Origin of the sequence: Dactylosporangium maewongense, from assembly GCF_039531485.1 — a bacterium.
GTDB lineage: Bacteria > Actinomycetota > Actinomycetes > Mycobacteriales > Micromonosporaceae > Dactylosporangium > Dactylosporangium maewongense.
In genome coordinates this window covers 184,457-203,649 of sequence record NZ_BAAAQD010000012.1, presented here as the reverse complement: position 1 = coordinate 203,649, position 19,193 = coordinate 184,457, and the positions used below count along the sequence as shown (strand labels likewise).

Below are 19,193 nucleotides of genomic sequence, written 5' to 3'. Positions count from 1 at the left end.
ATCCCGAGGGAGGTGCGGTGGCGTTCGGCGAGGCGATGCGGACACGGCGGGAAGCCGCCGGTCTGAGCCTGCGTGCCCTGGCCCGCGAGGCCCGCGTCGACCCCGGGCACCTGAGCCGCATCGAGGCGGGCGCCCGGCCGCCTACTCCCGCGATCGCGGAGGCCGTCGACATCGCCCTCGGCGCCGTGGCCGGGCGGCCGCGACCCGCACCGCTGTGCCAGTTCGGTAGCGACACATGGAGCCGCGACGACTCGGAGGCCCTCGCGGCGGCACTCGTCGAGCACGCGCCCACCCCGGAGAACGCACTCCGCCTCGCCCATGAGTGGCTCGTCGCCGAGCCCCCGCAGGTCTTCGAGGTCCGCGCAGGCCGTCGCATCGGGTCGTCAACCGTCGAGCATGTCGAGCAGCGGGTGCACCAGCTACGGCTCCTCGACGACCACGTCGGTGGTGAGGAGACCTTCGCGCTCGTCACCGCCGAGGTCGCCGCCACGGCCGAGCTGCTACAACTGGCGTCCTACACCGAGGACGTCGGCCGCCGGCTCCTGGTCGGCCTCGGCGAGCTGTGCCAGGTCGCCGGGTGGGTCGCCTCGGACGCCGGGCGGCACCGCGACGCGGAGCGGCTCTACCTCACCGGTCTCCGCGCCGCACACGCTGGAGGCGACCGGGCCGGGGCCGCGAACAACCTGTCCAGCCTCGCCTACCAGGTCTCGAACGTCGGCGACCCGCGGGACGCGGTGCTGCTGGCCCGGTCCGCGTTCCGTGGCGCCGAGCAGCATGCGAGCGCGACCACCCGGGCGCTGCTGCTGGAGCGGGTCGCCTGGGCGCACGCCCGTGCCGGGGACGCCCACGCATGCGACCGGACCCTCGCCGCCGTCGAGCGCGAGCTTGAGCACCAGCGGCCCGACGACGATCCCGTGTGGGTCTACTGGCTCAGCTCCGACGAGGTCGAGATCATGGCGGGCCGCTGCTGGACGGAGCTACGACGCCCGCTGCGGGCGGTGCCGATCCTGGAGCGGGCGACCGCCGGCTACGGCGCCGACATCGCCCGGGAGACCGCGCTGTACCTGACGTGGCTGGCAGAGGCGTTCGTCCAGGCGCACGAGGTCGACCAGGCGGCCGATGCCGCCACTCAGGCGCTCCGGCTGGCGCGGGTCGCCCGGTCGGTCCGCGCCACGGAGCGGGTCGAGGTGCTGCGCCGGGTGCTGGAGCCGCACCGTGGCAACGTGGTCGTCGACGAGTTCGAGGACTCCTACCGCTCCAACAGCTGATCCACCCACCGCTGTGTCAGCAACTCCAGCGAACGGCGAAGGAGAGTGGCCGCCGCAACTGGGATGCGTCCATGCGAGCCGGTCGTGCTTGCGCTGCATGGTCAGCACGGGTCGTGGCCGAGCGTGATGAAGACGTAGGTGTACTCGTCGAGGAGCTTGGCGAGCGAGACCGACTGGCGGCCGAGGAACGCGGGAAGCGTTGCGTCGTCGACGCCGGTCGCGGCGACCAGCGCGGCGGCCCAGGTCCGGCCCAGGGTCAGGTGGCGGGTGAAGGCCGCGCCGTCGCGGGCGCCGTGCAGCGTGACCGCGATCGCGGCGTCCCAGGGCATCACGGTGTCGGGGCGCAGCGCGTACAGGGCCTTGGCGGCGGCGGTCGGGCCGAGCGTGCGGCGGGGACCGGCCGGCACGGCGGACAGGGTGGCGTACGCCGTGCCGAGCGCGGCCAGGTCGGCGTCGGAGGCCAGGCGCAGCGGGCCGGCCGGCAAGGTCGCGCCGGACGCGGCCCACCAGCCGGCGATCCCGGCGTCGAACAGGTCCGGCTCGCCGTCGCGCGGGTACCGGATGCGGCACCCCCACGAGTTGAGCCACCGGTGCAGCAGCCGCCGGTGCTCCGGCCGCGACAGGTCAGGGCCCGGCGCGGTCCGCGCGACGAAGTCGAGCCAGGTCCGGTCGGCGTTGGCGTACCCGTTGAAGACCGCGACGGAGTGGGCGAGCCGCTCCACGGTCGGGGTCGGCAGCGTCACGCCGCCGATCCTAGTCGCGGAGCGTCGCGGCGAGGCGGCGGGCGTTCATGTGGGCGATCGCCTCGACGGAGATCATCGGGTTGACGCCGGACGACGTCGGGAAGCAGGACGCGTCGGCCACGACGAGGTTCGGGACCTCCCACGTCGCGCCGTCGGGGTCCGTGGCCGACGTGGCCTTGGAGCCGCCCATGCGGGCCGCGCCCATGATGTGCAGCGCCGCCATCGACAGCTCGCCGGGCGCGGTGCCGAGGCCGCCGGTGTACGCGATGAAGTCGTCGATCGAGCCCTTGCCGCGCTCCCACGTCAGGCCGCGCTGGTGGCCGGAGAAGACGGTCAGCGCGCCGGCGGCCTCCACGATGCGGGCCGCGCCGGCGATCCCGGCCCGCATGTGGGCGGCGTCGTACGCGGAGAGCCGGTAATGCACGACGGGCTCGCCGTCACGGTCGACGGTGACGTGGCCGGCGTCGCGGTCGCGGGTGATGACGCCGACGCCGCTGAGGTGCGGCAGGGCGCGCATCTGGGCGAGGTGCGACCGCGCGCCGCGCCAGCTCATGAACGACACGGCGATCGCGGGGTTGGTGGCGGCCGTCTCGTAGATGACGCCGTGGCCGAGGCCGTCGAGGTCGGCGTGCTCGGTGGAGTACCGCGTCTGCATCCCGCCCTCCCACGGGCGGACCTCCTCGGCGAAGGTGCCCCAGACCCCGGTGGCCGGGTGCAGGTGCAGGTGCCGGCCGATGTTGGGGTTGGTGAGCCCCGAGCGGCGCAGCAGCGCCGGCGTCTGGATGCTGCCGGCGGCGGCGACGACCGCCCGGGCGCGCACGGTGACCGGGAAACCGTCGGCCGTGCGCCCGGTGACGCCGGTGGCGGCGCCGGCCGCGACGGTGACGGTCCGCACGTCGACGCCGACGAGCAGCCGCGCGCCGGACCGCTGCGCGTCGACGAGCCAGGTCTTCGCCACGGACTGCTTGGCGCCGATGCGGCAGCCGAGGCCGCAGCGGCCGCACTCGACGCCGGTGTCGCAGCCGATGACGTTGCGCGGCATCTCCGCGACGTGCCAGCCGAGCGTGGCGAGCCCGGCCTGCATGAGGGCGTCGCGGGAGGAGATCGCGCCGTGGTCGAGGTTCACGCCGAGGCGGGTCCACACCGCGTCGAGCGAGGCGTCGTACTCGTCGGTGGCGAACTGCGGCACGCCGTGCGACGCCCACTCGTCGCGTACACCGGCCGGGGTGCGAAACGATGTGGAGTAGTTGACGACGGTGCCGCCGCCGACGCCCTGGCCCTGCAGCAGGCTCAGCTGCCCCTCGGCGGTCGCGGCCGGGCCGGGCGCGTAGAGCCGGGACAGGCCGGACAGCTCGCCGCCGTCGAAGTCCCGGTCGTCGTGGTAGGCGCCCTTCTCCACGACGACGACGTCGAGCCCGGCGGCGGCGAGGACGGCGGCCGCGGTCCCGCCGCCCGCCCCGGATCCGACGACCACCACGTCGCAGTCCAGGACGGTCGGTCCGGCCGGCCGGATCGGCCGCAGCGGTGGTTCCGCGGCGTCGGCTCGTGTACCGAGGGGGCCGGGATATCCGATCGCGTCCCACAGCGGCGAGTGCCCGGTGGGGCCGGGCGCCAGGTAGTAGGAGAGTGTCGCGGCGCCCTTGAGCGCCTGGAACAGCGCCCGCTTGCGGGCGTTGCCGGACCCGGCCAGCCCGAGCAGGATCGCCTCCCGCCGGGCCTGCGGCTGCCGGGAGAACGAGCGCGGCCCGCCACCCCGCAGCGGCGCGGCCAGCGGCGAGTCCCACAGCGTCAGCAGCTGCAGGAACTGCCGGGTCTCGGCGGCGCGCGGGTTGCCCAGCACGAGAGCGGCCATGATGTCGACGGCGCCGATCTCGCGGGCCGACGGGATGCCGTCGTCGTCGCCGGGCGCGAAGGTGTCGCAGATGCTCGCGAGCGCGGCGCGCTGCCGGGCGGTGAGTTCCATCAGGACTTCCCGATCGTAGAAGGTGACGCGCCGAAGTACGCCTCGGCGACGGTGTGCCGCTGCGCGCGCAGCCGGCGGGCGGAACCGGCGAGGACGGCGCGGCCGTGGTGGAGCACGACGGCCCGGTCGGCGACGGTCAGGGCGAGGTCGATGTGCTGCTCGACGAGCACGACGGCGACGCCGAGCCGGTCGGCGAGCGCGCGGACGGTCGGCAGGATCGCCTGCACGGCGATGGGGGACAGACCCATGCTGAGCTCGTCGATCAGCAGGATCCGCGGCATGCTGACGAGGGCCTTGGCGATGGCGAGCGTCTGCTGCTCGCCGCCGGACAGCAGCCCGCACCGGCGGGACAGCAGCGGCTCCAGGGTGGGGAACAGCTCCAGCACCCGGCCGAGGTCGGCCCGCCGGGCGAGGGCCAGGTTCTCCCGGACGGTCAGGCCGTGGAACACGCCGCGCGTGTCGGGGACGAGGACGAGCCCGGCGCGGGCGTTGCGTTCGACGCGCCGGTGCAGCGGCTTTCCGTACGCGGTGACGGTGCCCGCGGCCGGGGCGATGACGCCGGCGGCGGTGAGCAGCGTCGTGGTCTTGCCGGCGCCGTTGGGGCCGAGCAGCGCGACGACCTCGCCCTCGCCGACCTCGAGGTCGAGGTCCCGCACGGCGGGGACGCCCGCGTACCCGGCGGTGACGCCCGCCAGCTTCAGGACGGCGGTCATGAGGGCACCTCCTGAGGGGCGCCGGCGTCGGCCTCTGACGGGGCGCCGGCTTCGGCCGGGGCGCCGAGGTACGCGGTCCGCACGGCCGGGTCGGCGCGGACCTCGTGGGGCGTGCCGGCGGCGATGACGGCGCCGTAGTCCAGGACGTACACGCGGTCGCAGACGTCGAAGACGAGGTTCATGTCGTGGTCGATGAGCAGCACGCCGGGGCCCGCCGCCGCGATCGCCCGCACGTGCCCGCCGAACTCGGCGCTCTCGTCGGTGTCGAGCCCGGCGGCCGGCTCGTCGAGCAGGACCGCGCGGGTCCCGCCGGCGAGGGCGCGGGCCACCCCGACGATCTTCTGCCGGCCCAGGCTCAGCTCGCCGGGGCGCCGGTCCGCCACGAACTGCAGGCCGAACATCTCCAGTGCAGTGTCCACGTCGCCGGTACGGGCGGCCCGCCCGGTCAGGTCGCTCCACAGGTTGCGCAGCGGGCCCCGGGCGGCGGCGACGGCGACGTTCTGCCGGACGGTCAGGTCGCCGAAGAGCTCGCCCGCCTGCCAGGTGCGGGCCAGCCCGGCGCGGCGGCGGGCGTGTGGCGGGAGCCCGTCGAGGCGCCGCCTGTCGAGGGTGACGGTGCCGCGGGCGGCGGTGAAGCCGGTGACGGCGTCGACGAACGTGGTCTTGCCGGCGCCGTTCGGCCCGATCAGCCCGACCACCTCGCCGGCGTCGACGTGCAGGGTGACGTCGGTGTTGGCGAGGACGCCGCCGTACCGCACCGTGAGTCCGGTGGCTTCCAGGAGCGTCATGCCGCGACCTTCCGGCGGTGGAGATGCCCGGCGATGCCGGAGGGGTTGAGCACCGCGGTGACGACGAGCGCGCACGCGGCGATGAGCGTGTAGTACCGGCCGAGGCCGAACGTCGTGTTGAGCAGCGTGTACAGCACCCCGAGCGGCGCGACGAGCCCGGCGATGACGGCGCCGCCGATGCGGGTGATGCCGCCGACGTAGGTCATGCACAGCACGCCGAGGCCGACGATGACGTTGAACGACTCCGCGGACAGCTGCGAGCGGCTGTATCCGATGAGGCAGCCACCGACCCCGGCGAGGAACGCGGCGACGGCGAACCCGGCGAGCTTCGTGCGGGCCACGTCGATGCCGGCCGCGGCCGCCGCGCGCTCGTTGGCGCGCACCGCGAGGAACGCCTGCCCGGTCGTGCCGGCGAGCAGCCGCGCGACGGCGGCGGCGAGCACCCCGACCACGACGACGACCGTGCCGGCGAACGCGGTCGTCGTCAGGTCGGTGCCGCGCCGCACCTCGAGGTTCCAGCCGAGGAGGGTGGGCCCGTCGATGAGGTTGCCCTCGAACGGGGTCAGCGCCGGGTTGGCGAACACGAGCTGCTGGATGGCGATCGCGCCGGCGAGCGTGACCACCGCCAGCTGGGCGCCGCGGATCCGCAGCGCCGGCAGGCCGACGGCGACACCGACGAGCGTGGCGACGCCCGCCGACACGAGGATGGTGAGCGGGAAGGGCAGCCCCCAGGCGACGGTGGCCCGGGAGAGCACGAACCCGCCAGTACCGGCGAAGGCCATGGAGGCGAGGGAGATCTGCCCCAGGTAGCCGGTGAGCACGACCAGGGACAGCGCGATCAGCGCCATGATGATCGAGGTGACGACCCCGAAGCGCCAGCTGCCGGACGTGAGGGCGATCGCGGCGGCGGCCACGCCCGCGAGCAGCAGGCCCGCCCGCAGCCGGCGCCGGGGCAGCGCCACCGCCGGCATCCGGTCCGCGCCGGGCGCGCCGCGGGCGGGGATGCCGCGGCCGAGCACGACGAGCGCGACGACGACGAGCACGAACGGCACCGCGTCGCCGAGCCCGGCCTGCGCCCAGGCGGGCCAGCCGTCGACGGTGCTCGCCAGCAGCAGCAGCGACTGGAAGCAGCCGATGCCGATGCCGGCGAGCCCCGCGGTCATGACCGACGTGAGCCGGGCCAGCAGCGCAGCGGCGAGCCCGGGCAGGACGTAGAACATGTAACCGATCGGGTCGAGCCCGACGGTCGGCGCGGCGAGGACCGCGACCAGCGCCGTCGCGGCGCCGGTGCACAGCCACGCGACGGCGGCGAGCCGGTCCGGCGAGAGGCCGGTGAGCCGGGCGGCCCGCTCGTCCTCGGCGCAGGCCCGGGTCGCGACGCCCCAGCGGGTCCGCCGGAAGTACACCGAGAACGCCACGGTCGCGGTCAACGCCACCGCGAGGAGGATCAGGTCGCTCACGTTGAGCCGCGTCCCGGCGACCCCGAGCGTCCGGTCGGTGAGCAGCGGCGCCGCGAGCGCACCGTCGGTCCGGAACCGCAGCGGCACCAGCGAGCCGATCGCGAGCATCAGCCCGACCGATGCCACCACCTGCGACAGCGGCGGCGCGCCGCGCAGCGGCCGGAACACCAGCCAGTGCGCGGCGAACGCCAGCGCCGCCGTGCTCAGCACCCCGAGCGCCACCGCCGTCCACGCTTCTCTTGCTGCGGTGCCCAACGGCACTGACCCGACCGGCAGAACCAGGGTGCCGCTGCGGCGCAGCTCGGCGACGACCCAGACGCCCCACAGCGCGAGCGAACCCTGCGCGAAGTTGAGGACCCCGGTGGCGACGTGCAGCGCCACGATGGACGTGGCGATGACGGCGTACACGGCGCCGGCGGCGAAGCCGAGCGTGAGGAAGAGCAGGACCTGATCCATGGTGCTGCTACACCGCGCCCGGGATCGCGGCGAGGACCTGCGGGACCGGCGTGATCCAGGTGTCCGTGACGGGCTTTGCCGAGCCGTCGGGCTGCACGACGTACAGCAGGATCTGCGTGGTGCAGTTCGGCGAGGTGGCGCTGCCGCAGTTGAGTCGCGGGCCGAGGAAGCTCGGGAAGTCCTTGAGGCCCTTGAGCGTCTTGAGCACGCCGGGGCCGGTCAGGTCGGTCTCGGCGGCGCTGGACATCGCCTTGGCGAAGTTCACCAGCAGCGCGAACTCGCCGACGGCGTAGTAGCCGCCGGTGCCGCCCTCGACGCCGTCGATGTACTTCGTGGCGAGGGACAGCTCCCGTTGCAGCTCGGCGGGCACGTACTTCGCCGCGACGGGCAGCCAGTTGGAGGAGTACAGCGCTCCGCCGGCGGCCTGCGCGGGGCCGGCCTTGATGTAGTCGGTGCAGGCGGCGGTGAAGATGTCGCCCTTGTACTGCAGCTGCCGCAGCGCCTTCACCAGCGCCGTGCACACGGCCTCGCTGGGGGAGGCGACGAGGCCGCCGACGTCGGGCTTGTCCTGGGCGATGGTGGAGGCGACGGCGGTGAAGTTGGGGTTGGTGGGGGAGAAGTAGATGCCCTTGGCGGTGATGCCGAGGGTCTTCGCCAGCACCGGCAGCAGGTTGTCGATGGTCTGGTGCGACGACGGGGTGTCGACGAGCGCGAGGGTGACCGACGTCTTCCCGGCGGTCTTGAACGCCTGGAGCGCGCCGACGAGGAACGACGCCTGCGGGGCGGCGAAGAACACCCGGTTCTCGGCCTTGGCGCCGGTGACGGAGTCGAACGGGATCATGCCGACGAGCGGGATCTGCGCGGCGGTCAGCGCGGGCAGGGTGGCGCTGGAGGACAGGTTGTAGCCGTCCATGACGGCGACGACCTTCTTCTCCACGAACGTGTTGGCGCACGACTGCGCCTTCTCCGGGGTCGTGTCGGTGTCGCAGTACACGACCTCGAGCGGGTGGCCGTTGATGCCGCCGAGCTCGGTGTTGACGTACTTGAGGGCGGCCTTGACGCCGGTGTCGGTGCCGGGCTGCGGGACCGGCCCGCCGTTCGGGTTGAGGAAGCCGACGGTGATCGGCGGCTTGGCGAAGCTGGGTGTTGCGCGCTGCGGTTCGGCGGTGTCCTCGGCGCAGGCGGCGGTGACCATGACGAGGGCGGCGGCGGTAAGGGCTTTGATTCGGAGCATGGGAACTCCACTTCGATCACATGGTTGCCTCGAGGGGGCGGGCGGGGCCCGTGAGGCGTCGCGGCGAGCTTTCCCGGCGACGCCCGTGGGGCGCCGCCAGCAGTGCTGGCGACGCCCGTGGATCGTGTAGGAGGCACTGTAAGTCAGCGTTAACTTCTTGGGAAGTATCCGCGCGGTCCTACTGTGAATCTCGACTAACTTCGTGCAGCCCGTAGGTCTTGGCGATGATGTCGCGCTGGATCTCGCTGGTGCCGCCGTACACCGTGGAGACGATCGACGAGCGGACCAGGCGCTCCATGTCGAACTCGGTGGCGTAGCCGTAGCCGCCCATCATCTGCATCGCGTCGAGCGTCACCCGGCGGGCGGTCTCGGTCGCCTTCAGCTTCGCCATCGACGTCTCCCGCGGCAGCACCGTGTTGGGCGCGCGGTCGACCTGCGCGGCCGTCGCGTACACGAGCAGCCGGGCGCACTCGATCTCGGTGGCGAGGTCGGCGAGGCGGTGCCGCAACACCTGGAACGAGCCGATCGGCCGGCCGAACTGGCGGCGCCCCTTCACGTAGTCCACGACGTCGTCGAACGCGCGCTGCGCGGTGCCGAGCATGAGGCTGGCGAGGATCAGCCGCTCCAGGTTGAGCCCTGCCATCAGCTGCCGCCAGCCGGCGTCGAGCGTGCCGACGACGGCGTCCGCGGGCAGCGCGCAGTCGGTGAAGTACAGGTCGTTGACCTCCCGGCCGCCCATCGTGTCGATGCCGGAGACGGTCAGCCCGGCCGCCGTCGTGGGCACCTGGAACATGGTGAGTCCACTGTGGTCACCGGCGCGGCCGCTGGTCCGCGCGACGAGCAGGATGCGCTCGGCGAGGTGCGCGTTGGAGCACCACGTCTTCTGCCCGTTGACCACCCACTCGTCGCCGCGGCGCTCGGCGCGGCAGCTGAGGTTCGCCACGTCCGAGCCGGCCTCGGGCTCCGACATGGCGATCGCCTCGATGGCGCCGCGGGCGACCCCGCCGAGGACGACCTTCTTCTGCTCGGGCGAGCCGAAGCGCTCGTACGCGGCGGCGACGATGATCGAGGTGGTGAAGCCGCCGATCGGGGCCATCGCCTTCGAGGTCGTCTCCAGGAACAGGCACAGGTCGACCATGCCGGCGCCGCCGCCGCCGAACTCCTCCGGCAGCGCCATGCCGAGCCAGCCGAGGTCGGCCATCTTGCGGTAGAGCTCGGGGCTGTGGTTCTCCCTGCCAGCGTCGGTCAGCGCCAGGCGCTGCTCCCGGCTGCCGGCCTCCCGGCGGCAGAAGTCCTGCACCGCGGCCACCAGGGATCGTTGTTCGTCGTTGTATTCCACAGCTGGTTCCTCCATGGATGCCGTTGTGAACGCGGGGATTGACACCGAGGCTAAACTATCGAATATCAAATGTCAGGGAGGTCTCGATGACGTCGACCGTCGCGCACGAGGTGGCTGTTGAGGCGGCGGTGGAGCGCGCCCGCGCCGCCGCCGGCTGGTGGGCGGGCCTCACCGCCCGGCAGCGGCGGCACCATCTGCTGGCGTTCAAGGCGTCGATCGCCCGGCGGGTCACCGAGCTCGCTTCGCTGATCCGCGAGGAGACCGGCAAGCCTCTCGCGGGGGCGCTGCTGGAGGTGATGCTCACCGTCGAGCACCTCGACTGGGCCGCCCGCCACGCCGGCCGCGTGCTCAGGCGCCGCTCCGTGTCCTCGGGCATGCTCGCCTTCAACCAGGCCAGCACCGTCGAGTACGTGCCGTTCGGGGTGGTCGGTGTGATCGGCCCGTGGAACTACCCCTTCTACACGCCGATGGGCTCCATCTCGCACGCGCTCGCCGCCGGCAACGCGGTCGTGTTCAAGCCCAGCGAGTTCACGCCCGGCGTCGGGTCGTGGCTCGCCTCGCTCTGGTCTTCGTTGGTGCCGGAGCACCCGGTCCTGCAGGTGGTCACCGGCGACGGCGCGACCGGCGCCGCGCTGTGCCGGGCGGGCGTGGACAAGATCGCGTTCACCGGCTCCGCGGCCACGGCCCGTCGCGTCATGGCGGCCTGCGCGGAGCGGCTCACCCCGGTCGTCATCGAGGGCGGCGGCAAGGACGCGCTCATCGTCACCGCCGACGCCGACCTGCCGGCCGCGGCGAGCGCCGCGGTGTTCGGCGGCCTCGGCAACGCGGGCCAGACCTGCGCCGGCGTCGAGCGCATCTACGTCGTCGACGCCGTCCACGACGCGTTCCTGGCCGAACTGACCCCGCTGCTGCGCGAGGTGCGGCCGGGCGCCGAGGCCGACGCGCCGTACGGCCCGATGACCACGCCCACGCAGCCGGAGATCGTCCGGCGGCACATCACCGACGCGATCGACCGCGGCGGCCGGGCGGTCGTCGGCGACGCGGCCTCGGTGCGCCCGCCGTTCGTCGACCCGGTCCTGCTCGCCGACGTCCCCGAGGACAGCGCCGCCGTCACCGAGGAGACGTTCGGGCCGGTGCTGATCGTCAACCGGGTCGCCGACGCCGACGAGGCGCTGCGCCGCGCGAACGCCACTGCCTACGGGCTGGCCGGCTCCATCTTCACCCGCCGCCGCGCGACCGGCCGGGCGCTCGCCGCGGGCCTGCGGGCGGGCGCGGTCTCGGTCAACTCGGTGCTCGGCTACGCCGCCGTGCCCGCGCTGCCCTTCGGCGGCGTCGGCGACTCAGGCTTCGGCCGGGTCCACGGCGCCGACGGGCTGCGCGAGTTCAGCCGGGCCAAGTCCGTGACGTGGCAGCGCTTCCGGCCGCCGATCGACCTGCTGACCCTGCAGCCCGCCGAGAAGGCGATGCGCACGTCGCTGGCCATGTTCAAGCTGCGTCACGGGCGCGGGTGAGGTCGGCCGTTGCGAAGCCGAAGCCAGTCCAGCGGCCGGGCAGGCCGGTCGTCCAGCAGCCGGTCCGGCGGGCCGCCGCCCCAAAGCCTGTCCACCAGATCGTTCAGCTCCACCAGATCGTTCAGCAGCCGGTCCGGCGGGCCGCCCCAAAGCCCGTCCGCTAGGTCGTCCGGCAGCCGGTCCGGTAGCCCGTCCAGCAGCGCGGCCCCGCCCGAGCTCCTCGAGGCGTCGCGGTCGCCGTTCGCCGGCGGCACGCCGGACGTCGAGCGGGTCGGTGCGGCGCTGCGCCGGGCGGGCGGGTCGTCCAAAAGCCAGTCCGGCAGGCCGTCCAGCGGCTCGTCCAGTGGCGAGGCGGCATGCCGTGATCGGGTGGATTCCGGTGTGCTGCGTTCCGCTCTCAGAGCACCTTACAGCATCTTTCCAAACCGGCAGGTCACGCGTGCTGTCACGATATCACTCACCGTGACGGGTGTCGGTGGGCGGCAAAATGCCAGGTCAGGCGGTCCAGAGGCCGAGGTCGTCGAGGTGCTTCACCAGGCGCTCGGCGCCGTCGGTGAAGTGGCGGGCCATGACGGGGCGGGCCGCGTCGGCGTCGTTGGCCGCCAGGGCCGCCAGCAGCGTCTCGTGGTCGGTGACCATGGCGGCGCGCCAGGCGGCGTCGGCGGCGTAGAAGCGGGTCGGCGTGTAGCGGGTCGCGGCCCGCAGCAGCCACGACAGCTTGCGGGCGTCGGCGAGCCGGTTGATGCCGCGGTGGAACTCGAACTCCAGCTGCTCCACCTTGCTCGCCTGCCGCGCCTGCGCGGCCTTGGCCAGCCGCTGGTGCACCGCGCGCAGCTCGTCCAGCTGTGCCGGGGTGATGACGGTGGCGACCCGGGCGACCAGCTCGCCGGCGATGTGTCCCTGCAGCCCGAAGACGTCGATGATGTCCTGCCGGGACAGCGGCGCGACCACGTGCCCGCGGCGCGGCTGCAGCTCGACCATGTCCTCGGCGCGCAGCATCAACAGCGCCTCGCGGACCGGGGTGATGCTCAGCCCGGTCTCCTCGGCGACCTGCTCGAGCCGGATCCGCGAGCCGGGGCGCAGCTGGCCGGACATGATCCGGTCCCGCAGCAGGCTCGCCACGGTCTCCGACAACTGCGGGCGGCCGTCTGACAGCTTGGACATGCCCGCAATAGTATCAAATGTCAAAAGTCAAAGAGGGAGCGCGATGAGCAGTGCCCTGCGGGTCGAGACCCGCGACGGCGTACGCACGATCTGGTTCGACCGGCCGGACCACCGTAACGCCATGACGTGGGAGATGTTCCGCGACTACTACGCGGCGCTCAAGGCGGCCGACGACGACCCGGCGATCCGCGCGATCGTCGTCACCGGCGCCGGTGACTGGTTCTGCGCCGGCGCCGACCCTGCCGCGCTGCAGGCGTTGCTCGACCCCGGGCACCGCGACCGGCTGCTGCACGAGCTCGGCTTCGCGCCGCACCTGCCGCTGACCCTCGGCACGCCGATCGTCGCGGCGGTCAACGGCGGCGCCGCGGGCCTCGGGCTCGTCCACGCCCTCTACGCCGACGTGCGGTTCCTCGCCGCCGAGGCGCGCCTGTCCACCGCGTTCAGCCGGCTCGGCCTCATCGCCGAATACGGCAGTGCCTGGCTACTGCCCCGCCTGATCGGCGTCGGGAACGCCATGGACCTGCTCGTCTCCGGCCGCAAGATCGACGCGGCGGAGGCGCAGCGGATGGGTCTGGCGCAGCGGGTCCTGCCCCGCGCCGAGGTCCTGCCCGCCGCCCAGGCCTACGCCGCCGACCTCGCCGTGCACTGCGCGCCGTCGTCGATGGCGATCATCCGGCGCCAGGTGTGGGCCGGCCTGGACAGCACCGCACAGGACGCGACCGCCGACGCCGTCCGCCTGATGGGGGAGTCCCTGTCAGGCCCGGACTTCCGTGCCGCGGCGGCAGCGTTGGTACAGGGCAGCACACCGAGGTGGGACGCATGAGCGGCCGGAGTACAGCGGAGGAACTGCGGATCGGCAGCGCAGCGGAGGTGGCGGCATGACCGGACCGCTCACGGGTGTCAGGGTCCTGGAGCTCGCCGGCATCGGGCCCGGACCGTTCGCCGCCATGCTGCTGGCCGACCTCGGTGCCGACGTCGTGCGCGTCGACCGCCCCGAGCCCGGCCCGCTGGCCGCCGGCGACCCCCGCACCGACCTGCTCAACCGCGGCAAGCGCTCGATCGTCGTCGACCTCAAGGACCCCGCCGGCGCCGGCCGGGTCCTCGATCTCGCCGCGAAGGCCGACATCGTCGTGGAAGGCTGGCGCCCCGGCGTCGCCGAACGCCTCGGCGTCGGCCCGGACGCGGCCCTGGAGCGCAACCCGGCCCTGGTGTACGGGCGGATGACCGGCTGGGGCCAGGACGGCCCGCTCGCGCAGACCGCCGGGCACGACGTCGACTACATCGCGCTCGCCGGCGCCCTGCACCCGATCGGCGCCGCCGACGGCCCGCCGCAGATCCCGCTCAACCTCGTCGGCGACTTCGGCGGTGGCTCGCTGTACCTCGTCGTCGGCTGCCTCGCCGCGCTGCACGTCGCCCGCACCACGGGCGTGGGGCAGGTCGTGGACGCCGCGATCGTCGACGGCACCGCGCACCTCACCACGATGTTCGCCGGGTTCCTCGCCACCGGCGCCTGGCGCCCGCAGCGGGGGCGGAACCTGCTCGACGGCGGCGCCCCGTTCTACGCCGTCTACGCCACCGCCGACGGCGGGCACATGGCCGTCGGTGCCCTGGAGCCGCAGTTCTACGCCGAGCTGCTGCGCCTGCTCGGCCTCGACGCCGACCCGGACCTGCCCGCCCAGCACGACGTCAAGGGCTGGCCCGTACTACGGGAGCGGCTCACAGCGGTATTCGCCACCCGTACCAGAGCGGAATGGACCGCGGTGTTCGACGGTAGCGACGCGTGCGTGTCGCCGGTGCTGTCCCTGGCCGAGGCCGCGGGCCACCCGCACCTGGTCGCGCGCGGCACCTTCGAGGTCCACAACGGCATCGTGCAGCCCGCCGCCGCGCCCCGCTTCTCGCAGACCCCGGGCGCGATCGGTGGCCTGCCACCGGTGCCCGGGCAGCACACCGACGACGTACTCAAGGACTGGCTGGGAGGCTCCTGATGCGCATTGCCACCGCACTCCCGGTGGACGCCGACCCGAGGACGGCCGCCGACCGCGTCGCGGCCTGGGAGGACGACGGGCTCGACATCGTGTGGGTGTCCGAGGCGTACGGGTTCGACGCGCCGACCGTCATGGGCTACCTCGCGGCGAAGACGACGAGGCTCAGCATCGGATCCTCGATCCTGCCGCTGTACTCCCGGACCCCCGCGCTCATCGCGCAGACCGCGGCCGGCCTCGACGCGGTCTCCGGCGGCCGCGCCATCCTCGGCGTCGGCGCCTCCGGGCCGCAGGTCGTCGAGGGCTGGCACGGCGTCCCGTACGACAGGCCGCTCGCCCGCACCCGCGAGCTGATCGGCATCTGCAGGAGGGTGTGGCGCCGCGAGACCCTCGTCAACGACGGCGCCTACCAGCTGCCGCTCCCGCCCGGCGCCGGGACGGGCCTCGGCAGGCCGCTGAAGATCCTCAGCCACCCGGTCCGCGACAGCATCCCGATCTACGTCGCGGCGCTCGGCGACCGCAACGTGCGGATGACCGCCGAGCTCGCCGACGGCTGGATGCCGTTCCTGTACGACCCTTCCCGCGCCGCCGACGTGTGGGGCCCCGCCCTGGCCGCCGGCCGGGAGAAACGCGACCCGGCGCTGGGGCCGCTGGAGGTCGCCGCCGGCGGGCCGCTCGCGATCGGCGACGACGTCACCGGGCTGCGGGACCTGGCCCGCCCGCTGATCGCGCTCTACGTCGGCGGGATGGGCGCCAAGGACCGCAACTTCTACCACGACCTCGTCAGCCGGTACGGGTTCGCCGCCGAGGCCGACCGAATCCAGGAGCTGTACCTGGCCGGCCGCAAGGAGGAGGCGGCCGCCGCCGTGCCGGCGGAGCTGCTGGAACGGACCAGCCTCATCGGGCCGGAGAGCTACGTCCGGGACCGGGTGCGGGCATACCGCGACGCCGGCGTCACGATCCTCAACGTGACGCCCCTCGGGCCCGACCCGCGCCGCCTGATCGCCGCCGTCAAAGCCATGACCCAGTAGGGAGTCACCGTGGAGCGCACCGTCTTCACCGCCGAGCACCGGGCGTTCGCCGAGCTGGTGCGGGCGTTCATCGACAAGGAGATCGCCCCGCACCACGAGCGGTGGGAGGCCGACGGGGTCGTCGACCGGGACGTGTGGCGGGCCGCCGGCGCCGCGGGCCTGCTCGGGTTCTTCGTCGACGAGCGTTACGGCGGCGCCGGCGTCACCGACCGGGTGTTCAGCGCCGTCCTCACCGAGGGCCTCGCCCGCGCCGGCGCGACCGGGCCCGCGTTCGGCCTGCACAACGACATCATCGGCCCGTACCTCACCGACCTCACCGACGAGGAGCAGAAGCGGCGGTGGCTGCCGGGCTTCTGCTCCGGCGACATCATCACCGCCATCGCCATGTCGGAGCCGGGTGCGGGCAGCGACCTGCAGGGCATCACCACCACCGCGGTGCGCGACGGCGACACGTACGTCGTGAACGGGCAGAAGACGTTCATCAGCAACGGCATCCTGTCCGACCTCGTCATCGTCGTCGCCCGTACCGACCCGGCGGCGGGGCACCGGGGGATCAGTCTGCTCGTCGTCGAGCGCGGCATGGCCGGCTTCGAGCGGGGCCGCAACCTCGACAAGATCGGGCAGAAGGCGCAGGACACCGCCGAGCTGTTCTTCTCCGACGTGCGGGTGCCGGCCGCGAACCTGCTCGGTGAGGAGGGGCAGGGCTTCGCGTACCTCATGCGGAACCTGCCCTTCGAGCGGCTGTCGATCGCCGTCGCCGCGCTCGCCGCGGCCGAGGCCGTGTTCGAGCAGACCGTGGCGTACTGCCGGCAGCGGCAGGCGTTCGGCAAGCCGATCGGCAGCTTCCAGCACAACCGGTTCGTGCTGGCGGAGCTGGCGACGGAGCTGCGCCTCGGCCGGGTCTTCGTGGACCGCTGCCTGGTCGAGCCGACGCTGACGGCCGAGACGGCGGCGATGGCGAAGTGGTGGTGCACGGAGCTGCAGCAGCGCACCGTGGACCGGTGCCTGCAGCTGCACGGCGGCTACGGGTACATGCGCGAATATCCGGTGGCGAAGGCGTTCCTGGACTCGCGGGTGCAGACCATCTACGGCGGCACCACGGAGATCATGAAGGAAGTGATCGGCCGGTCGCTGGGGCTGTGAGCAGGCCCGCCTCCCGCACCTGGGTCAGGGAGACCGTGGCGAGGCTGAGCTCGTGCGGCGCCGGATCGTCGACGAGGACGATCCGGCGCAGGCTCGGCAGGTCCGCGAGGATCGGCCGCCATCTGGCCAGCTCGGCGGCGCTCTCCAGCACGAGCAGCTGCGGTGCGGCGTGCCGGGCGAGGTGCCGCAGCCGGTCGGGGCGCGTCGCCGGGTCGACCGCCGCGGGCACCGCGCCGAGCGAGGCGGCGGCGAGGTCGATCAGCCACTGCTCGGCCCGGCCGGGCAGCACGATCAGCAGCCGGCCGCCGGGCCTGAGCCCGATCCGGGTCAGGCCGCGGGCGAGCAGTGCCACCTCGGGGGGAAGGTCGGCGTCCATGGCTTCATTCCGGGCGCAGCATCGGCACGAGGAACTGGCGGGCGACCGCCGCCAGCTGCTCCTCGTCGTCGAGGTCGACGACCTTGCTCGGGATCGCGAGGAACGACGCGGAGACCCGGACCATCATCTCGGCGACGAGGTCGGCGTCGAGGTCGCCGGGCAGGTTGCCGGCGCGCTGCTCCTGGCGCAGCTGCCCGGCGACGAACTGCCGCACGGTGGCGAGGGTCTGCCCGCCGTCGCCGAGCATCGAGGGCATGAGCAGGTCGGGCTCGGCGGCCATGAGCCCGCCGATGAGCGGGTTGCGCCGGATCGCCCGCAGCGAGCTCACGAACCCGAACACGACCCGGTCGGCGACGGTCTCGGCCTGCTGGATGTCGGTGAGGAACACCTCGAAGTAGCGCCGGAACTCGCGGCGCACGACGTGCTCGACGAGGAGGTCCTTGGTGGCGAACCGCCGGTAGACGGTGATCCGGGAGACGCGGGCCCGCCGGGCCACGTCCTCCATGGTGGAGCGCTGGATGCCCATGCGGCAGAACTGCTCGTAGGCCGCGTCGAGGATGCGGCCGCGGGCCTCGTCGAGGTCGTCGACGCGCTCGACGGCGTCGAGGTAGGCACGCTCCAGCAACGACTGGTCCGGGTCCACGATCACCTCCTGCTGGTGCCGATTCTGCCCTGCCCGGCAGTCGATGTCACTGGATGCCTTGTGATTACCGACACCATGTGTTGTCATCGATGATACACGGACGCGGGATGCGTTTCATCGTATCACTGCCGGTCCGGTACTCGAAGGAGGCGAAGGCATGGGCAACATCAGCCGGCGCAAGGTATTGACCACCGGCACTGCATTGGGCGCGCTCGGCGCGCTGAGCGTCGCCACGCCGGCCTGGAGCTGGTCGCCCGCCGGGTCGGTGGCCGGCGCGGGACCCGGCGCCGACCCGCGCTGGGTGTGGGACGACGAGGCCGACCCGCTGGTCGCGTCGCTGCTCGACCGCGGCGACGTGCCGCAGGTCAACGCGCTGCTGCGCACCTGGAAGAAGAACGGCCAACCGCTGCCCGACGGGCTGCCGGCCGACCTGCGCGACTTCATGGAGCGGGCCCGCCAGCTGCCCGCGTGGACCGACCAGCGCAAGCTGGCCCTGGCCGTCGAGTTCAACCGCAAGCGCGGCCTCTACCTCGGCGTCCTGTACGGCCTGGCCAGCGGAATGATGAGCACCGTCATCCCGCACGAGGCCCGGGCCGTGTACTACTCCCAGGGCGGCGCGGACATGAAGGACCGCATCTCCAAGACCGCCAAGCTCGGCTACGACATCGGCTCGCTCAAGGCCTACCAGCCCGACGGCGAGATGATCGTGACCTGCGTCAAGACCCGCCTCGTCCACGCCGCCGTACGCCACCTGCTGCCGCAGTCGCCGTACTGGCCGGGCGCCGCCGACGAGCAGATCCCGATCAGCCAGCGCGACATGATGGTCACCTGGCACAGCCTGCCCACCACCGTGATGCAGAAGCTGACCGACTGGCGGGTGCCGATCCCCGCCGCCGAGTCCGACGCGTTCCTGCACTCGTGGCAGGTCGGCGCGCACATGCTCGGCATCCGCGACGAGTACATCCCCGCGTCGTGGGCCGAGGCCAACTCGCAGGCCGCCCAGGTCCTCACCCCGGTCCTGGCGCCGACCCCGGAGGGCATCAAGCTCGCCGACATCCTGCTCAGCCTGGGCGCCGTCGTCGACGCCGGCATCCTCACCAAGCCGATCCTGGGCTCCTTCACCCGCTTCATGCTCGGTGACCAGATCGCCGGATGGCTGCGGATCCCGCGCGAGCCGGTCTGGGACTCGCTGCTCAAGGTCGCCTGGGGGCCGTTCATCGCCGTCCGCGAAGGGCTGCTGCCCTTCCCGCTCGCCCCGCAGGCGTACTGGCTCTTCGACGAGTTCCTGCGCAAGGCGGCGCTGCTGTTCCTGTCCGAAGCCGGCCCGATCAGCATCGAGATCCCGCAGACCAACCGCCCTTCATGAATTGGACATCATC

18 protein-coding genes are annotated in these 19,193 nt (G+C 73.3%); 7 read left to right on the top strand and 11 right to left on the bottom strand.

Features of this window, described 5'->3' with window-relative positions:
• The first annotated feature begins 17 nt into the window (after positions 1–17).
• Positions 18–1,268, top strand: coding sequence for an NsdA family TPR-like regulatory protein (locus ABD332_RS29135; protein ID WP_344505457.1), 1,251 nt, complete (start codon positions 18–20; stop codon positions 1,266–1,268).
• Between the two features lie 101 nt (positions 1,269–1,369).
• On the opposite strand, the gene ABD332_RS29130 is transcribed toward ABD332_RS29135, so the two are convergent.
• The 7 genes from ABD332_RS29130 to ABD332_RS29100 all read right to left on the bottom strand — a co-directional run bounded on the left by ABD332_RS29130 (position 1,370) and on the right by ABD332_RS29100 (position 9,979).
• On the bottom strand, positions 1,370–2,011 hold the full coding sequence (locus ABD332_RS29130; RefSeq protein ID WP_344505455.1) for a hypothetical protein: 642 nt from the start codon (positions 2,009–2,011) through the stop codon (positions 1,370–1,372).
• A 10-nt stretch (positions 2,012–2,021) separates the two neighbouring features.
• Positions 2,022–3,974, bottom strand: a complete 1,953-nt coding sequence (locus tag ABD332_RS29125) for a GMC family oxidoreductase (protein ID WP_344505453.1) — start codon at positions 3,972–3,974, stop codon at positions 2,022–2,024.
• The gene (locus tag ABD332_RS29120) at positions 3,974–4,687 is read right to left on the bottom strand and encodes an ABC transporter ATP-binding protein (RefSeq protein WP_344505452.1); all 714 of its coding nucleotides are present in this window, start codon (positions 4,685–4,687) and stop codon (positions 3,974–3,976) included. Before ABD332_RS29120 ends, ABD332_RS29125 begins: the two co-directional genes overlap by 1 nt.
• Entirely contained in the window at positions 4,684–5,475 is a 792-nt protein-coding gene (locus ABD332_RS29115; RefSeq protein ID WP_344505451.1) for an ABC transporter ATP-binding protein, read from the bottom strand. Before ABD332_RS29115 ends, ABD332_RS29120 begins: the two co-directional genes overlap by 4 nt.
• Positions 5,472–7,391 (bottom strand): ABC transporter permease, encoded by a 1,920-nt coding sequence (locus ABD332_RS29110; RefSeq protein WP_344505450.1) that lies wholly within the window; start codon positions 7,389–7,391, stop codon positions 5,472–5,474. The genes ABD332_RS29115 and ABD332_RS29110 overlap by 4 nt, the downstream gene beginning before the upstream one ends.
• 7 nt (positions 7,392–7,398) lie before the next feature.
• A complete protein-coding gene (locus ABD332_RS29105) occupies positions 7,399–8,625 on the bottom strand; it encodes an ABC transporter substrate-binding protein (protein WP_344505448.1) in 1,227 nt (408 codons plus the stop codon).
• A 178-nt stretch (positions 8,626–8,803) separates the two neighbouring features.
• Complete coding sequence (locus ABD332_RS29100) at positions 8,804–9,979, bottom strand: acyl-CoA dehydrogenase family protein (RefSeq protein ID WP_344505447.1); 1,176 nt, start codon at positions 9,977–9,979, stop codon at positions 8,804–8,806.
• Between the two features lie 71 nt (positions 9,980–10,050).
• On the opposite strand from ABD332_RS29100, the gene ABD332_RS29095 reads away from it, so the two are divergent.
• On the top strand, positions 10,051–11,475 hold the full coding sequence (locus ABD332_RS29095) for an aldehyde dehydrogenase family protein (RefSeq protein ID WP_344505446.1): 1,425 nt from the start codon (positions 10,051–10,053) through the stop codon (positions 11,473–11,475).
• Here the strand turns inward: ABD332_RS29095 and ABD332_RS29090 are convergent.
• Positions 11,460–11,783, bottom strand: coding sequence for a hypothetical protein (locus ABD332_RS29090; protein WP_344505445.1), 324 nt, complete (start codon positions 11,781–11,783; stop codon positions 11,460–11,462). The genes ABD332_RS29095 and ABD332_RS29090 overlap by 16 nt on opposite strands.
• A gap of 187 nt (positions 11,784–11,970) precedes the next feature.
• Positions 11,971–12,639, bottom strand: coding sequence for a GntR family transcriptional regulator (locus ABD332_RS29085; RefSeq protein WP_344505444.1), 669 nt, complete (start codon positions 12,637–12,639; stop codon positions 11,971–11,973).
• 43 nt (positions 12,640–12,682) lie between these two features.
• On the opposite strand from ABD332_RS29085, the gene ABD332_RS29080 reads away from it, so the two are divergent.
• The 4 genes from ABD332_RS29080 to ABD332_RS29065 are packed head-to-tail and all read left to right on the top strand — an operon-like array spanning position 12,683 to position 16,795.
• A complete protein-coding gene (locus tag ABD332_RS29080; protein WP_344505443.1) occupies positions 12,683–13,462 on the top strand; it encodes an enoyl-CoA hydratase-related protein in 780 nt (259 codons plus the stop codon).
• 55 nt (positions 13,463–13,517) lie between these two features.
• Positions 13,518–14,624: a CaiB/BaiF CoA transferase family protein gene (locus ABD332_RS29075; protein ID WP_344505442.1), complete on the top strand. Its 1,107-nt coding sequence runs from the start codon at positions 13,518–13,520 to the stop codon at positions 14,622–14,624.
• A complete protein-coding gene (locus tag ABD332_RS29070; RefSeq protein ID WP_344505441.1) occupies positions 14,624–15,652 on the top strand; it encodes an LLM class F420-dependent oxidoreductase in 1,029 nt (342 codons plus the stop codon). Before ABD332_RS29075 ends, ABD332_RS29070 begins: the two co-directional genes overlap by 1 nt.
• Before the next feature lie 9 nt (positions 15,653–15,661).
• A complete protein-coding gene (locus ABD332_RS29065) occupies positions 15,662–16,795 on the top strand; it encodes an acyl-CoA dehydrogenase family protein (protein WP_344505440.1) in 1,134 nt (377 codons plus the stop codon).
• Here the strand turns inward: ABD332_RS29065 and ABD332_RS29060 are convergent.
• Positions 16,758–17,171, bottom strand: a complete 414-nt coding sequence (locus tag ABD332_RS29060; protein WP_344505439.1) for an AMP-binding protein — start codon at positions 17,169–17,171, stop codon at positions 16,758–16,760. The two genes, ABD332_RS29065 and ABD332_RS29060, sit on opposite strands and share 38 nt — an antisense overlap.
• A 4-nt stretch (positions 17,172–17,175) precedes the next feature.
• Positions 17,176–17,814 carry a TetR/AcrR family transcriptional regulator gene (locus ABD332_RS29055; RefSeq protein ID WP_344505438.1) on the bottom strand — a complete coding sequence of 213 codons (639 nt, stop codon included), beginning with the start codon at positions 17,812–17,814 and terminating at the stop codon, positions 17,176–17,178.
• A 157-nt stretch (positions 17,815–17,971) separates the two neighbouring features.
• On the opposite strand from ABD332_RS29055, the gene ABD332_RS29050 reads away from it, so the two are divergent.
• Positions 17,972–19,180: an oxygenase MpaB family protein gene (locus ABD332_RS29050; protein ID WP_344505437.1), complete on the top strand. Its 1,209-nt coding sequence runs from the start codon at positions 17,972–17,974 to the stop codon at positions 19,178–19,180.
• The last annotated feature ends 13 nt before the right edge of the window (positions 19,181–19,193 follow it).

What these genes read in the sequence shown, in the direction of transcription:
- ABD332_RS29125 (WP_344505453.1), bottom strand. Translation starts at nt 3,974, where the DNA reads ATGGAACTCACCGCCCGGCAGCGCGCCGCGCTCGCGAGCATCTGCGAC.
- ABD332_RS29120 (WP_344505452.1), bottom strand. Translation starts at nt 4,687, where the DNA reads ATGACCGCCGTCCTGAAGCTGGCGGGCGTCACCGCCGGGTACGCGGGC.
- ABD332_RS29115 (WP_344505451.1), bottom strand. Translation starts at nt 5,475, where the DNA reads ATGACGCTCCTGGAAGCCACCGGACTCACGGTGCGGTACGGCGGCGTC.
- ABD332_RS29110 (WP_344505450.1), bottom strand. Translation starts at nt 7,391, where the DNA reads ATGGATCAGGTCCTGCTCTTCCTCACGCTCGGCTTCGCCGCCGGCGCC.
- ABD332_RS29105 (WP_344505448.1), bottom strand. Translation starts at nt 8,625, where the DNA reads ATGCTCCGAATCAAAGCCCTTACCGCCGCCGCCCTCGTCATGGTCACC.
- ABD332_RS29100 (WP_344505447.1), bottom strand. Translation starts at nt 9,979, where the DNA reads ATGGAGGAACCAGCTGTGGAATACAACGACGAACAACGATCCCTGGTG.
- ABD332_RS29095 (WP_344505446.1), top strand. Translation starts at nt 10,051, where the DNA reads ATGACGTCGACCGTCGCGCACGAGGTGGCTGTTGAGGCGGCGGTGGAG.
- ABD332_RS29085 (WP_344505444.1), bottom strand. Translation starts at nt 12,639, where the DNA reads ATGTCCAAGCTGTCAGACGGCCGCCCGCAGTTGTCGGAGACCGTGGCG.
- ABD332_RS29080 (WP_344505443.1), top strand. Translation starts at nt 12,683, where the DNA reads ATGAGCAGTGCCCTGCGGGTCGAGACCCGCGACGGCGTACGCACGATC.
- ABD332_RS29075 (WP_344505442.1), top strand. Translation starts at nt 13,518, where the DNA reads ATGACCGGACCGCTCACGGGTGTCAGGGTCCTGGAGCTCGCCGGCATC.
- ABD332_RS29070 (WP_344505441.1), top strand. Translation starts at nt 14,624, where the DNA reads ATGCGCATTGCCACCGCACTCCCGGTGGACGCCGACCCGAGGACGGCC.
- ABD332_RS29060 (WP_344505439.1), bottom strand. Translation starts at nt 17,171, where the DNA reads ATGGACGCCGACCTTCCCCCCGAGGTGGCACTGCTCGCCCGCGGCCTG.
- ABD332_RS29050 (WP_344505437.1), top strand. Translation starts at nt 17,972, where the DNA reads ATGGGCAACATCAGCCGGCGCAAGGTATTGACCACCGGCACTGCATTG.